The organism is Priestia sp. JNUCC 25 (genome assembly GCF_053667915.1).
On record NZ_CM132211.1, the window covers coordinates 3,465,602 to 3,478,981 of the forward strand.

Here is a 13,380-nt window from a genome sequence, read left to right on the forward strand (position 1 = left end):
AGTACTACTACGATTTATTGTGGTTTATCCTAATCAAGACGTACCTCTGTTTAAAAGTTCAATTAAAATCGCCTTGCCATATATACATATACCTTTATTTCAAAGTTACGGTTAATTCTCTTTCTGTAAAAACTTGTTTAGCAATAAAAATAGCATTTAACACTCTAGGAAAGCCAGTGTATGGAATACAGTGAGTAATGGCTTCTACTATTTCATGCGGTGTGAGACCTACATTAAGCGCAGCATTAATATGAACATTTAATTGTGGTTCACACCCTCCTTGTGTCGTGAGTGAGCTTATCGTAACCAGTTGTTTTTGCTGCAGGTTAAGTCCTTCTCTTGTATAAATATCTCCAAAGGCAAATTCAATGACATATTTCCCAAGGTCTGGAGCAATGTCTTTTAATGATTCAATTACTCGTTTTCCACCCTCTCCATCTACCTCCATTAACGTTTTCCAACCATTTTCGTAACGTTCATTCATCAACTGAATCTCTCCTTACAACTGAGTTATTTTATTTACAAGTTAGATATTACGCTTTAGAGCGCGCTCTAAAGCAAGCATTTTATTTCTCATGTTATAATAATTAATATGGAAAATTTATTCAGTATTCAACAAGTAGCAAGTATGACCGGTCTTTCTACACATACTTTGCGTTATTACGAAAAAATTGGATTAATAAAAAATGTGCAAAGAGCCCAAACCGGATATCGGCAATATACAGATCTTGATCTAGCTTGGATTCAGTTTTTAATTCGTTTACGTGTTACAGGAATGCCTATGCTTAAAATGAAGCAGTTTTCTGATTTGCGACAGAAAGGAGAGTCTACTATTACGGCAAGAAAGGAACTGTTAGAGGAACATTATAATGATGTCTTAGGCAAGATAGAGGAACTAGAGTTAAATGCGCATAGAATTGAAGAAAAAATTGCGCACTATAAAAAATTAGAGACAGTGGAAAACCAACAATCTTAATAACTATAAAAAAGACCTTGAAACACACCTTTCAAGGTCTTTCTTATAGCACCTAATATAACATTAAACAAAAAACGCTGAATTTATATATGTAGCAGATTTGAAATATTCCCACCTAACACTCTGTCTGCAACTTCTCCACTAGTTGCATTTGAAAAATTTGCGTGTCTTGAATACCGGCTTTTTGGAGTTCCTGTTTAAAGGATTCTCCTTTTTTAGTTTTAATAATTAACAAATCTATACTAACTCCACTCATTCATAATTGCCAAAAGTTCATATCCATATGAACCGGGTTTTCCTTTTAACAAACCTAAGATTAAAAGTGGAATCAATTGATCTCTCCTCATAAAATGGGATTAATTCTGTTTTACTTACTTTCATTAATAGTAGAGATATTAATAGAAAACTCCTCAAAACTTAATTGTCCCAAAGCAAACTTCATACTTTCAACAAATATACGTTCATTTTTAGTTAGTTCACGCTTTGCTTCCTTTTCAACCCATTCATGCTCAACGTCTAAAACATCTAACACATGCTTTTGTTTTGAAAAAGCCTCATAGTATCTTAATCCAAACTTTCTTTGGGAAACGGCATCAATATGAATGCCATCCGGATTTGATGTTAAGCCTTTTGATGTTACAAAATAACAATTTTTTTCAGTATGGGCAACTTTAGATAATATCTGGTTTATTTGTTTATATTCTACAGCGCTTTTTCCAAATCCGACGTCTCCAAGGTAATGTCCCAACTCACCGATAATAATCGGGATATCTGGTGCATTCAATTCTTCTCTCAAATGTTTAAATAATGAAAGCAATTTATCTTCATACGTCTTATAACGTTCTCCGTAACTGTCGCTTTCTCCTTGATGCCACAGAATTCCCACTAACTCACTTGTTTCCATTGCGAATTTTGCTTCAGAAATCGCGTGTCTGGTTAATAGTCCGTCAATTGTCCACTCATCAATTGAGCTTCCTCCCTCGGCACATGGTATGACCCCAATGGACTCGCCCCGATGATCCTCTGTCCAAGCTTGAGCAAAAGAGGCTGCCGGCCCAACACCAGATATGTGACGATCAAAATTAAGTGGTTCTGCCATCGTTTGCCATCTACCGTTTCTCAACATATGTATATGCTCATTATAAATCGGCGGTACATCCTCAATAAATCCTCTGCCTGCCATATTTGATTGTCCAATTAACAATACAGATTTCATAGAAACGCCTTCTTTCTTTGTTTACAATAGTCTAATTAGACTAAGTAGGTTTATCACTATAGTTTAATTAGACTATTTATGATTTAGGTCTTGATAAGATTTTATCTGGAGATTCAGCGTATTCATACACTTTAGTAAGATTTATTTCTTACTGTTCTTTCTCTTCCATGTGGATCACTTTTTTCTAATTTGCTCGTGGTTATACTTATAGAATTAGTTACACTTTGATATATAGCTTAATCGATGGCTTCAAGGGCTTGTTTCAAATAATCCATTTCAGAGGTTATATCATCTATCTTTTGGTTTAACTGACTTACTTTATCAAGAGTATTCCGTGCGTCTAATAAATTAATTTCTAACATCAAACGGCTTGCTTCACTCTCAAGTTCCAATCTCTTTGCAAATAATATCTCGTGCTTTTTTATAATTTCAGATTTTAAATTCTTACTATTGGTTTCTTTCATACTTCTACCTCACTAACTTGTAATAACAGTATTTTATTGAGATGTAAATTTCCCTATATAATCTAATAATTACCTACAGGGAAGTTTATGATATAGTTGAAATTTCCTTTTTCACTTACAGGAAAACCACATTTATTTCGCATTTACATAAGCTAAATAATAGAAACTAATTAAAATAAATTCCATTATTCACTTTCCTTGGATGGCTTTCATAAGCTCTTGATGTTGACATTCAGATACATACTGAGCGCTCAAAAGCTTCTCTAACTGTTAAAAACAAATGCAACATTCCAAAATAAGGGAAAATTTAAATCATTTTGTTTTTTTGCAGGAAAAGAAAGCGAAGTATATAAAGATAACAGTATGCATCAAAAAGCGTTGAGAACATTTTATTATCATTTTCTATAAGCACGAGAGCAATAATTTGAGAAAAGAGCTTATATAAGTCCGTGTCTTAAGTATGCCTATTATATAGAATGGGTTACTTAGTAAATAAGGGAAGGTGATTTATATGTTAGGGGAAGAAGATTTAAAAGTAAATTGTATATCAGCTGCTATAGGTTTACTAATCCAACATAATATCATCACTCACCAGGAACTGGACAAACTAACTAAAACGAATTACCACGTTTTTTATCATTTTCTAATGGATAAGCTAATTGAAGAAGAGTTTAGTAAGGATAGAGTGGTTCAAACATAAGTGCTTCAACAAAGAAAGAAGCACAAGATCCAAAGCAAAGATCTCCTATTTCAAATGTAATTCATATAGGGCTCCTTACATATTAGACATATATAATATGTAAGGACTCTCTTATTCAACAAACGTCCCCTATAGTTTAAATGTATTTCTTCACAATCTATAATTTTAAAAAGTCATTTTATCGCAGGAAGCCTGCCAGTATTGTTACAAAAAAAGTCCTCTCCTCGTTTCAGGAAAAGAACTTATCTTCAGTGAATTTTATAAGCTACTTCCAAGTCTGATCCAGTTTATCTGAATAGAAATTTAAGGCTCTTTTATAACTTAGTATTTCATTGTCATTTGTCGTATTTATTAAGCATTTCAGTAACAGTTCCATCGCTTGACTATGTTCTTTTAAATTGTATAAGGTCATGGAATAAAACACTTTAATTACATGATTATCTGGGAATAATTCCATGCCTTTCAAAAATGTCTCTTTTGACTTTTCATATTCCCCCAAGGCTCTATATGTGCTGCCCAATCCCAATACTGCACCTTCCATATCCTTAGAAGGTAATCCTATCTTTATGGCATTTTCGTAAAAGGGCACCGCCTTTTCTTCTTCTCCTAATATGTCAAAGCTCCAAGCACATTGATAGTTATATAAAGCATCGTCTGGAAATTCCTTAACTAATTCACTTAGCAATTCGTTAGATTCTTTGTGATTTCCATTCTTTCGTAACGCTAACGCTTTACCTAGTTTTTTATTCATTACTTAAATCTCCAATCCTTCTTTTTCCCACTATTTATCTCTTAACATCCTTCCATATCCGGAAATTCAGCGTATTCGTACACTTTATCCAGATCTAATTCTTGCTTTAACTATCCTTAATGTTTAATTTTTAAAGGCTAACCCATTGGCCTGCAAAGCTGTTCTAAGTTTAGGTAAAGAAGCCGGCCCCATACCGTGAAATTGTAATATCTCTTTTTCACTAAATTTTGATAACTGCTGCAAAGAAGTTATCCCGTTGCTTTCCAATGCTCGTCTTGCTGGTGCTGATAGCATGGAGAGAAATCCATTGTCAGGTTTGCTTTCTTGCTCACAGGTTGGGCAGGTCGGACAGTTGCTGCTTTTATAATATTTGTGTCCTTTATGACAGATTCTTAGATTTTCCTTTTGGATGTTCATCTTTAATCTCTCCTTTTCCCAAGATTTTTTTAGCTTTTATCCCCTGCCACTTCTTCAACGGATGGTTTATGAAGGAACAAAACATCCTACGTATAGTAAACTAATTATTATTAAATGCTTGTTAGTCTCGTTTCAGATAGTGTAGCTCCATTACACATCATGCTAACACCTTACATGTTTGCGTTTGAAACCAAGCCGTCCTCTATCTATATCCTTTTGAATGTTTTCGGAAGCAAGAAGAATACTACTTTTTTTCTTATCCTTCTTAACTTCGACTGGACCTACTGCCTTTGCAGTTTCAAGCGCCTTCTCATGAAGTGGCAAATATGAAATACCGACTGTATAGATAAAATTATTCATAGCCGATTTCGTTCGATCTGGAGAATCGTGAATCGTGTTTTCCACTTGATTAAGCATATCTGCAATCTTGCTTGTGCTAAATTCATCGTCAGGACGATTACCCAAAAGCCAGCAGTAACAACTCCAACCTGCCGACATTTTAAGTTCTTCATCGCTTGCCACCCATCTATCAGCAACAACTTGCGCAAAATCGGTTTCTGACAAAGTTACTGAAACTACATAATCGGATAGCATGTAAAAATACGCTTTATTAATCCAACGCTCAAAATCCTCCGCAGTCATCTCTGTTGGGTCTGCAATGATACCAGCAAAATACATAGCATCGTAATTGCCAGAAGCGTAAAGCTGCTCAGCCAAAGCCTGATTTTTCTTGATTTTCTTTGCAATCGGCTTCATTTTTCCTGTTGCCACTCCAAAAAGCGGATCGCGTGCACCATTGTTTATGTAAGTCTTTTTAATTCGTTCCGTACCAAGCGCTTCAAGTTCTTTCATAACCATTTCAAAGTCCACCGTTCTGTATCCTCCTTCTTCTCCGTTCATAATCTGCTTTTTATTTCCGCCAAAAAGTTGCACAGTCTTTCTTATCTAAAATATTAAACTCGATTATGTTTTTAAGTAATTCATAGTTTACTGGCTCAGTCCATAAAATTCGAAACAGGCCTTTGGTAGCGCTGTATCCAGCCTGAGCAATGTCATGATTAAAGTGCGCAATGCCTGTTTCTTCAGGTGAAACGCTCAAATGATGTTTCGCTGAGGCAAAGCCGACGATGAATGTTCCATGATCGGTAAACATTGGCGTATTCCATTTAATTTGTGGTTCCAAATTTGGGAAAGTATTAGCAATCCAAGCCAAAACCTCCTCTGTTCGGTCACGGTGGTCAGGGCTATCTATACGCGCTAAATATTCTGCAAAAACTTCCATAGCATTTTCTCCTCAAATAAAAATTTTTTTAATCTACTCTACTTTTATACAAATAGAACATCAGTCAGTTCACTTAGCCTTATTTCATTTTTAACTCAAATACATTAACAATTTATCTTAGCCATGTTTTAAATAAAATGTACTAATCATTTAATCCTTTTCCATTAAGAATGTTCGGAATGCATTTTTCAACCCTTGATTCTCGAGTCTTAGATTGTTTGGCCGCAGAAAAATGAAGAATATATGCTCTTTGCCGTCCTGGAGTCAATGTAGTAAAAGCCGTTTTTAAAGCAGGTATTTCATCAAATTTGTGTTGTAGCTCTTCAGGAATAATGAGTTCTTCAGGCTTTTTAGCTTTGACTTTCAATCCGGCTTTTTCCACCTCAATGGCCTCATAAATATAAGCTTTTAAGATGGCTTCCTTTTCAACTATTTCTTGCACATTGGCAAACCGAATTTGTCGCGCCCCTTGTACATTCTCCGTTTGTTGGATTAGAATACCATGAGAATCTTGTAACAGAGAACCTTTAGGAAACAGCAGTGCACAATATTCTTTAAATCCATGCATTAAAACAACGTTTTTTTTCTCAAACGTGTAACAAGGGTTCACCCATTTAAAATCTTCGGTCAACTCACAGTCAAGAACAATCTTTCTCAACGTCTCATATTCTTCTTTCCACTTTTTAGCTTTAGTTAAAAATTCATCAACCTTAGGATTCATTTTACTATTTGTCATCAAGGAACACTCCTATTCAATTTTTTAATCTGTCGCTCTAGCAATGATACAGTCAACCTTCAATTCATTTAATGGTGTTACTATTCTTCAAATGTAGGAAATGCCCTTCTTCAACGTTTGCATTTAATATAGAAAAAAACAAAGCAAGGACTGCCTGCATGTCGATACATATAATGAATCTATTTGGTAGCTACTCATAATCGATCGAAAGAATCTTTCAAAAAAGAACATTCGTTCTCTATATTATACAAGAACAAACGTTCTTTTTTCAATAAAAACTCTAAAGCTTTCCGAATTATTCCTATGAATAGCGTCGAATTTATTATTAAAAAAGAAATACTTTATATACCTAAAGAAAGATATTGAAATAATGAAAATAAAAAACTATGAGAAAATGTTCTCCAAAGCAAAATTTCGGAATGAAATAATCAACAAAATTTGCCATAATAAGTGAAGTAAGGAGGTGTATTATGTTTCGATTGTATGGAGCCTTAATTGGGCTTAGTTTAATTTGGGGTTTATCTTTTGTATTTATGAAGTGGCTGCTTCCCTCAGCTGGAATATGGGGAATTGTATTTTTTCGTTGTCTAGCAGGTGCTATCATCTTGCTCCCGTTTCTATGGTGGAAGCGTAGAAAAGTTAAAGAGAAACTACCCTGGAAGGCATTGATTGTTGTTGGTATATTTAACTGTGGTTTGGCGTGGGGATTAATTTCCTTAAGCGAAACTGAGATAAACAGTACAACTGCCTCTATTCTGAATGCGACCACTCCGATCTGGACAGGTCTTATCGGATTTATTCTTTTTTCTTATCGACTTACCGGACGTCAGTGGATCGGTATTCTTATCGGTTTTTTCGGGATACTCGTCCTTATGAATTTTCAATTTGGTCAGATTTTCGGGAAAGGGTTTGTTGGGATTGGAACAATGCTTGTTGCTTGTATCTGCTATGGGCTTGCTGGGCAGTTAACAAAACGGTTTCTGTCTGAGGTGAGCGTACTAACTATAACAACTTTCACCTTACTAACAGGTGCTATCATTGGTTTAATTGGGATGCTGATTACCGAACCATTCAAATTAGATTTGTTGATTCATCCACTTCCGATTCTTGCAATTGTGGGTCTCGGCTGTTTTGGCTCAGGATTGGGTCAGTTAATCTACTTTTATATCAATAAAAATGGTGGCCCTGAATTAGCAGCAACGGTTACTTACCTGATCCCTGCCTCGGCCATGGTATGGGGTTATTTACTACTGGGAGAGACAATTACTCCAAACGTAGTCATTGGACTACTTATTATCTTTACTGGCGTTTATCTTTCATCTAGGAAATCAAAAGGTAAAACTCCGCATGTCACTCTTGTTAGCAATAAACAAAATTAAGTAAGTAGATTTTATAATGTGAGTCTTTAAAGTTATCTACGAGAAAGGAATTAAGAAACTGAAGGACTACAAAATATGATATATTTCAAATGAAATTCATCATATGTAACAATAAAACGTACTTCTAGTTGTTCAATTTTGTTTAAAAGGCAGCCCTCTATTTGGCTGCCTTTTTTATTTCAAGGCAGAAAATAATTTTAAAATTCACTGCTAGTTATCCCATACAACACAACGTCAAACAAAAACGCTGAATTTATACATGAAGTTTTAGGTACGCCGTGTGGAAAAAAGACCATTATTCACCCTGTGGCAGGAAAAATGATTATGGACCATATTACGCTCCAAGTGTATGATGCACCTGAATTAAAAGTAACCATTTATCAGCCTCGCCAGGAAAACGAAACAGAAGAAAAGATGGAACAGTTACTGAGGTAATAGTATTACTGTATATATTCATAGTGTTAATTACTAGAAGCCTACGTACTGCTGATGAGTACATAGGCTTTTTATTTTTGAGTTGACATAAGATAAATTCTAGGCATCTTTATAATAAAAAATACATACTATGCTTTCGTCTTGAGCAAACTACTCAAGAAACTGATAAGGTTTCAACCCTTTGGATAAATAAATGTAGCAGGAAAACTCCCTTAACGCTCTGGGGGAGTTTTTTCTGTTTTTGGACTGTATACCATATACATTGCTAGTTTACATAAAATATTATTCAAATACTTGAACCATTTAGCAATTGTATAAAAGTTCCTCTTTTTATGCACTTGTCCCCTAATCCCCTCAAGACAAATCGTTATTATATGGAGGATGGTATAAAAAGCTGCCTACTCCAGAAAGAGAATCCTTAGCTGAACCCTACTGCCGCAAGGGTTATTTTTTGTGATGTCTACCAGAAAGAGACTTTATGTAAACTAGCGATGCATATGATATACATAACAAAGAGCACATACATTGTTATAAAAATGTGCTCTTTTAGGCAAGATTTTTTAATTTATTATTTGGTAAGTTCTTTTGCAGATAGCCCTAATATGTCCGTATTTTTAGGCGTATGCCCAAGTAGACGTAACATAGCTACAATTTGTCCTTTATGATGTGATTCGTGAGTAATTGAATGGACAAGCAATTGACGGGGTGTTTTTCTTATAAGACCACTGTTTGCTCTCCAAGCAAGCTCTTTTTCGATAAATTCATCAAATTTATCTGTGAATTGCTCGAATACTTTTTCTACGTATCTATCAGCTTGTTCAAAATAACGTTTAATATCGTCTACCTGCATAGTGTTAAGGACTTCTTTTGTAAGTAGTGGTGATGAAGTTTCTGAAAGAACAAAAGAACCTAGCCAAGCATGATAGCAACCTGCCACATGAACTAAAGAGTCTCTAATACTTTGAAACCCAAATTCAAACTCTTTCGTAAAGTCATCTTCATTTAATTCTTTACACTGATCTAGTAAAATCTGTCTTGTTTGTTTTACCCATTCATACTCTAACTTTTCCATAACAATCACACCTCTTAGATATATAATAAAAAAACATCATTAGAGTTTTAAAAATCTATTTCTCCATTCCTCTGATAAATCATCAACTCTCAGTATCTTTTCGATTGATTCTTTATCTTGGTGTTGATGAAAAAGAATTTTTGTAGCAAAAGCCACTGATATTCTTCTAGGATGCCTATCAATAACGTTTATTTCTGAATTGTTTTTAATAGCTCCTTCTTCCAATACTCGAAAAAAGTAACCTGTTAGAGAGGTTTCAACGACTTTCTTTAAAAGGTGTTTTTCCTCATTATATTTCGATATTGTATCACAAGGTACCCTTCCTTGCGTCACTTGCACAATTGCATCTCCTATTTGATATACATCGCCTATACAAACTTGTTTTTCAGTCATGCCCATTGCTGTAATATTTTCTCCAAAGGCTGGTAAAACCATTTTCTTTCGTAAGATTTTTTCCCAATAAGAATAGTGTTCAAATGGATATAAACATACCGCCCTATCAACGCCTCCATGCTTTTCTTTATTTCCAACGTCGTCTCCCACGAACCCTACCTTTTTTAACTCAGCAACCTTGGTAGAAGTCTTTCCTATTCCAGATAGCTTAGCTTCGTGGTTCCAGTTATATTCCTTTGGCGTTCCAATAGCTAAATTAATAATTCTAGGCATCAATTTGTAATGACCTCACCTTCAGTGTTTACTTGTACACTAGCCTGTAGCTTATCTGTTGATGAGAGATATTTAGTTACATAATATTCACCGTTAGGTATTACCTTCTAGCTATCATTTCTATTTCAATTTGTGCGCCTAGAGGGAGAGAGGCTACACCTATAGTTGTACGAGCAGGATAAGGAGCAGAAAACTGTGTTGCATAAACTTCGTTCATTGCTGCAAAATCATTCATATTGGTTAAAAAAACATTTACCTTTTCCACATTTTCAGAGGTTAGACCTGATGCTTCCAATACTTTAAAAAGATTTTCAAAACATTGTTTTGTTTGTTCTACAATATTACCCTCCGAGAGCTTTTGAGTCTGTGGATCGATAGGAGTTTGCCCGGATAAAAATAGGAACTCCCCTGCTTCAACTGCATGAGAGTACGGCCCAACAGCAACAGCGCCATCAGCATTAATACATTTTCTTGTCATATAAAATACCTCCTTTAGATATTTACCTTATTGTAATATAGGGATTTATAAATAAATTATAAACCTCTATGTTCCGTATTTTTATAAATTACGATGTAGCGTTTAGAGAGATTCATCGTTTTTTTCTATTTAAATATGATTACGTTTTAAAAAATCTAACATTAATTCTCCAATTTCATTTGCGTGTGTTTCTAGAGCAAAGTGGCCACTGTCTACTAAGTGGACCTCTGCATCAGGTAAATCTTTTTTGAAAGCTTTAGCCCCTTCTGGAATAAAGGAAACATCATTTTTACCCCATACTGCTAATAAGGGCGGCTGATACTTACGGAGATATTGTTGAAATTCAGGATACATCTTTACATTGGTTTGATAATCAAATATTAAATCTAACTGTTTTTCATCATTTCCTGGTCGTTTCATATAGGTAATGTCAAGCGTATAACCATCTGGGGAAACTGTATTTTCCCGCGTCCCATCGATATACTGATGCTTAATGGTTTCTGATGCAAAAGCCGTTCGATAACTTTGTCTTTTTTCCGGCGTGGGATTTTCCCAGTATTCTTCTCTGGTCGCCCATTTTGATCCCAAACCTTCTCGATAAATGTTTCCGTTTTGGCTAATAATTGCTGTTACACGCTCTGGGTTATGCATAGCTAAACGAAAACCAATAGGAGCACCATAATCAAAAACGTATAGAGCATACTTATCAAGTTCTAATTTATTAACGAAAGCTTCAATTACCTCAGTAATATGATCAAATGTATAGTCGAATTCTTTTCGATCAGGCGAAGTTGTATTTCCAAAGCCAGGATAATCAGGGGCAATTACATAATAATCTTTTTCTAGAACCGGAATAAGATCTCGGAACATGTGGCTTGCAGATGGAAATCCATGTAGCAATAAGATGGTTGGTTTATCTGGATACCCAGCCTTCCTATAAAATATATTCAGACCTTTCACTTCTAAAGTATGATATGTTACCATACAAACTCTCCTCTCCTAATTACCAAACGTTAAAGTGACTAAACCCTCTTCTAAACAACTATCATCAATAAAGACTTTATTTTCAGCTAAAGTTATCGACTGTTTTCTCCAAATATTTCTTAATCAATACCTATACTTTATAATAGATTTGCTTACATGTATAATTCAATACTGAGATATGGGGTATCTCTAAAAGAGATATCCACTTAAGTTAGGAGGCAATATGAATATTCAATTGCTTCACGTCTTTTGGTTGAAGAAGCTATCATATCAAGTTTTTCCTTAAAAAATGATACGATAGCTTTTATTTATCAAACCTTTAGTTATCAAAATGACGCAAACAAAGATATATGAATAAAGTAATGTTTTATATTGTTCTTTCTCTTTCTACTACTTCCTTCTCAACTATATGCTTTCAATACTTATTAGACACATAAAAGTTAAATTTCTTCATTCTGTATATTTTCTGTAATTACAATCTTAACAGGCTTATTATCAAATCGAATCCCGGATAATAAAAAGAGAGCACCAATTAATACAACAATTGCAGCCCCAATTAAAGCAGAGTTGTAATTATGACTAGCAGATGCAAAGTGGCCAGCAAGCAAGGGCCCTATCATTTGACCAGCAGCATAAATAGCTGTAAGGTAACCGATGATACGGCTACTATTCTTTGGAGTAATTCGGCTTGCTAATGTTGTAGCAAGTGTTGTAATTCCCATAAATGTTGCTCCAAACAATAGTGCACTTACAATTAAACCTATTTTAGTCATTAATAATACCGGAACTACAATGCCAAAGGCTTGTAATAGCATGGTAACAACTAAGCATTTCACAAACCCCATTTTTTTGGCAAGTGAAGACCAGATAATACAAGATGGAATCGCAGCTAAACCGACAATCATCCATATAAAGGTTGCATCGCCATTAAAATTTGGTATTTGTCCTGCAATAGATATAATAAAGGTACCAGTTACAATATACCCTAGACCCTCTAGGCCATAGGCTATAATCAACCAAGGAATCCATTTCGTTGGAGGGCCATGAGCAGGTATCTCCTTCTTCTTATTCTGAGTAGAACTAGAGGTCTCATCTTTCAACCAAATCCATACTAGGAAAGTTAGTATAATACTTAGAATAGAGAGCCCAATCCATGCTCCTTCCCATTTAAAATAATGATTTAAAATAGGGATAGTGATTCCAGTAAGAAAAATCCCTACTCCAACTCCTCCATAGAAAAGCCCAGACCAATTTGTTTTTTCCTTTTCAGCAAGTTTGTCTAATACAATACTTGAAGATAAAACAAGTACAAATGCACTAGAAAAGCCGGATATAAAACGACAAGTATACCATGCTGAATACATTTGAAATAATCCCATGCCTGCAGTCGTAATTACACTGAAAATTAGACTTAATCTTAAGACTGCTTTTCTACGTTTTTTTAAAGGTAGGATTCCTACTAAAACAGCTCCAATTAGATATCCTGCATAGTTGCTTGTAGCAAGATACCCGGCAACTTTATTTGAAAATGACATGTCACTTTGCATAAGAGGTAGAATAGGCGTATAGGAAAACCTTGCAATTCCCATTGCAATAACTAACGATAATATTCCACCAACTAAAATTTTAATCAAGATCTCATCTCCTTAAAAAATGTTACTACTTCAGCATATCTCTATTTTGATATATAATAAAATACATAAAATAGATAACAGGTATCTTTAAAACAGATATCAAAATCCATCGAAGTTTGTATCTCTGGCTTCTCAATGAGTCTGCTAGCACGTTCATAATTTTTTAAGTCTATAGAGCTCTCTGCACTAC

At 34.8% G+C, this 13,380-nt stretch carries 17 protein-coding genes; 4 read left to right on the forward strand and 13 right to left on the reverse strand.

All coding sequences use genetic code 11. The features are described from left to right. Window positions 1–94 precede the first annotated feature (94 nt). A complete protein-coding gene (locus tag JNUCC25_RS18085; RefSeq protein WP_061859386.1) occupies window positions 95–484 on the reverse strand; it encodes a carboxymuconolactone decarboxylase family protein in 390 nt (129 codons plus the stop codon). Window positions 485–592: 108 nt separating this feature from the next. Between JNUCC25_RS18085 and JNUCC25_RS18090 the strand changes: the two genes are divergently transcribed. After that, window positions 593–976: a MerR family transcriptional regulator gene (locus JNUCC25_RS18090; RefSeq protein WP_194757913.1), complete on the forward strand. Its 384-nt coding sequence runs from the start codon at window positions 593–595 to the stop codon at window positions 974–976. A 367-nt stretch (window positions 977–1,343) separates the two neighbouring features. Here JNUCC25_RS18090 and JNUCC25_RS18095 read toward each other — a convergent pair whose 3' ends face one another. After that, the gene (locus JNUCC25_RS18095; protein ID WP_140456992.1) at window positions 1,344–2,192 is read right to left on the reverse strand and encodes a sialate O-acetylesterase; all 849 of its coding nucleotides are present in this window, start codon (window positions 2,190–2,192) and stop codon (window positions 1,344–1,346) included. A 236-nt stretch (window positions 2,193–2,428) separates the two neighbouring features. After that, entirely contained in the window at window positions 2,429–2,656 is a 228-nt protein-coding gene (locus JNUCC25_RS18100) for a hypothetical protein (RefSeq protein WP_098239078.1), read from the reverse strand. 511 nt (window positions 2,657–3,167) lie between these two features. On the opposite strand from JNUCC25_RS18100, the gene JNUCC25_RS18105 reads away from it, so the two are divergent. Then, complete coding sequence (locus tag JNUCC25_RS18105; RefSeq protein WP_014458940.1) at window positions 3,168–3,356, forward strand: hypothetical protein; 189 nt, start codon at window positions 3,168–3,170, stop codon at window positions 3,354–3,356. 265 nt (window positions 3,357–3,621) lie between these two features. Here JNUCC25_RS18105 and JNUCC25_RS18110 read toward each other — a convergent pair whose 3' ends face one another. The 5 genes from JNUCC25_RS18110 to JNUCC25_RS18130 all read right to left on the reverse strand — a co-directional run bounded on the left by JNUCC25_RS18110 (window position 3,622) and on the right by JNUCC25_RS18130 (window position 6,542). Further along, entirely contained in the window at window positions 3,622–4,107 is a 486-nt protein-coding gene (locus tag JNUCC25_RS18110; protein ID WP_263032868.1) for a tetratricopeptide repeat protein, read from the reverse strand. A gap of 123 nt (window positions 4,108–4,230) precedes the next feature. Beyond that, a complete protein-coding gene (locus JNUCC25_RS18115; protein ID WP_064471962.1) occupies window positions 4,231–4,524 on the reverse strand; it encodes an RNA polymerase alpha subunit C-terminal domain-containing protein in 294 nt (97 codons plus the stop codon). A 162-nt stretch (window positions 4,525–4,686) separates the two neighbouring features. Further along, window positions 4,687–5,394, reverse strand: a complete 708-nt coding sequence (locus JNUCC25_RS18120; RefSeq protein ID WP_454222274.1) for a DNA alkylation repair protein — start codon at window positions 5,392–5,394, stop codon at window positions 4,687–4,689. A 40-nt stretch (window positions 5,395–5,434) separates the two neighbouring features. Continuing rightward, window positions 5,435–5,806: an iron chaperone gene (locus JNUCC25_RS18125; protein ID WP_029323400.1), complete on the reverse strand. Its 372-nt coding sequence runs from the start codon at window positions 5,804–5,806 to the stop codon at window positions 5,435–5,437. Window positions 5,807–5,948: 142 nt separating this feature from the next. Continuing rightward, entirely contained in the window at window positions 5,949–6,542 is a 594-nt protein-coding gene (locus JNUCC25_RS18130) for a YdeI/OmpD-associated family protein (protein WP_029323402.1), read from the reverse strand. A gap of 470 nt (window positions 6,543–7,012) precedes the next feature. Between JNUCC25_RS18130 and JNUCC25_RS18135 the strand changes: the two genes are divergently transcribed. Further along, window positions 7,013–7,921 (forward strand): DMT family transporter, encoded by a 909-nt coding sequence (locus JNUCC25_RS18135; RefSeq protein ID WP_013058299.1) that lies wholly within the window; start codon window positions 7,013–7,015, stop codon window positions 7,919–7,921. A gap of 255 nt (window positions 7,922–8,176) precedes the next feature. After that, window positions 8,177–8,356 carry an MmyB family transcriptional regulator gene (locus JNUCC25_RS18140; RefSeq protein ID WP_323744530.1) on the forward strand — a complete coding sequence of 60 codons (180 nt, stop codon included), beginning with the start codon at window positions 8,177–8,179 and terminating at the stop codon, window positions 8,354–8,356. Between the two features lie 568 nt (window positions 8,357–8,924). Here the strand turns inward: JNUCC25_RS18140 and JNUCC25_RS18145 are convergent. The 5 genes from JNUCC25_RS18145 to JNUCC25_RS18165 all read right to left on the reverse strand — a co-directional run bounded on the left by JNUCC25_RS18145 (window position 8,925) and on the right by JNUCC25_RS18165 (window position 13,190). Next, window positions 8,925–9,428: a DinB family protein gene (locus tag JNUCC25_RS18145; protein ID WP_029323407.1), complete on the reverse strand. Its 504-nt coding sequence runs from the start codon at window positions 9,426–9,428 to the stop codon at window positions 8,925–8,927. A gap of 39 nt (window positions 9,429–9,467) precedes the next feature. Continuing rightward, window positions 9,468–10,094 (reverse strand): MOSC domain-containing protein, encoded by a 627-nt coding sequence (locus JNUCC25_RS18150; RefSeq protein ID WP_029323410.1) that lies wholly within the window; start codon window positions 10,092–10,094, stop codon window positions 9,468–9,470. A gap of 100 nt (window positions 10,095–10,194) precedes the next feature. Beyond that, the gene (locus tag JNUCC25_RS18155) at window positions 10,195–10,572 is read right to left on the reverse strand and encodes a RidA family protein (protein ID WP_029323412.1); all 378 of its coding nucleotides are present in this window, start codon (window positions 10,570–10,572) and stop codon (window positions 10,195–10,197) included. Between the two features lie 129 nt (window positions 10,573–10,701). Further along, complete coding sequence (locus JNUCC25_RS18160; RefSeq protein ID WP_225518853.1) at window positions 10,702–11,556, reverse strand: alpha/beta fold hydrolase; 855 nt, start codon at window positions 11,554–11,556, stop codon at window positions 10,702–10,704. Between the two features lie 440 nt (window positions 11,557–11,996). Further along, the gene (locus JNUCC25_RS18165) at window positions 11,997–13,190 is read right to left on the reverse strand and encodes a YbfB/YjiJ family MFS transporter (protein ID WP_029323416.1); all 1,194 of its coding nucleotides are present in this window, start codon (window positions 13,188–13,190) and stop codon (window positions 11,997–11,999) included. Window positions 13,191–13,380 lie beyond the last annotated feature (190 nt).

Coding starts and splice junctions, on each gene's coding strand:
- JNUCC25_RS18115 (WP_064471962.1), bottom strand. CDS start 4,524: ATGAACATCCAAAAGGAAAATCTAAGAATCTGTCATAAAGGACACAAA.
- JNUCC25_RS18095 (WP_140456992.1), bottom strand. CDS start 2,192: ATGAAATCTGTATTGTTAATTGGACAATCAAATATGGCAGGCAGAGGA.
- JNUCC25_RS18085 (WP_061859386.1), bottom strand. CDS start 484: ATGAATGAACGTTACGAAAATGGTTGGAAAACGTTAATGGAGGTAGAT.
- JNUCC25_RS18100 (WP_098239078.1), bottom strand. CDS start 2,656: ATGAAAGAAACCAATAGTAAGAATTTAAAATCTGAAATTATAAAAAAG.
- JNUCC25_RS18105 (WP_014458940.1), top strand. CDS start 3,168: ATGTTAGGGGAAGAAGATTTAAAAGTAAATTGTATATCAGCTGCTATA.
- JNUCC25_RS18145 (WP_029323407.1), bottom strand. CDS start 9,428: ATGGAAAAGTTAGAGTATGAATGGGTAAAACAAACAAGACAGATTTTA.
- JNUCC25_RS18150 (WP_029323410.1), bottom strand. CDS start 10,094: ATGCCTAGAATTATTAATTTAGCTATTGGAACGCCAAAGGAATATAAC.
- JNUCC25_RS18125 (WP_029323400.1), bottom strand. CDS start 5,806: ATGGAAGTTTTTGCAGAATATTTAGCGCGTATAGATAGCCCTGACCAC.
- JNUCC25_RS18110 (WP_263032868.1), bottom strand. CDS start 4,107: ATGAATAAAAAACTAGGTAAAGCGTTAGCGTTACGAAAGAATGGAAAT.
- JNUCC25_RS18130 (WP_029323402.1), bottom strand. CDS start 6,542: ATGACAAATAGTAAAATGAATCCTAAGGTTGATGAATTTTTAACTAAA.
- JNUCC25_RS18090 (WP_194757913.1), top strand. CDS start 593: ATGGAAAATTTATTCAGTATTCAACAAGTAGCAAGTATGACCGGTCTT.
- JNUCC25_RS18155 (WP_029323412.1), bottom strand. CDS start 10,572: ATGACAAGAAAATGTATTAATGCTGATGGCGCTGTTGCTGTTGGGCCG.
- JNUCC25_RS18160 (WP_225518853.1), bottom strand. CDS start 11,556: ATGGTAACATATCATACTTTAGAAGTGAAAGGTCTGAATATATTTTAT.
- JNUCC25_RS18135 (WP_013058299.1), top strand. CDS start 7,013: ATGTTTCGATTGTATGGAGCCTTAATTGGGCTTAGTTTAATTTGGGGT.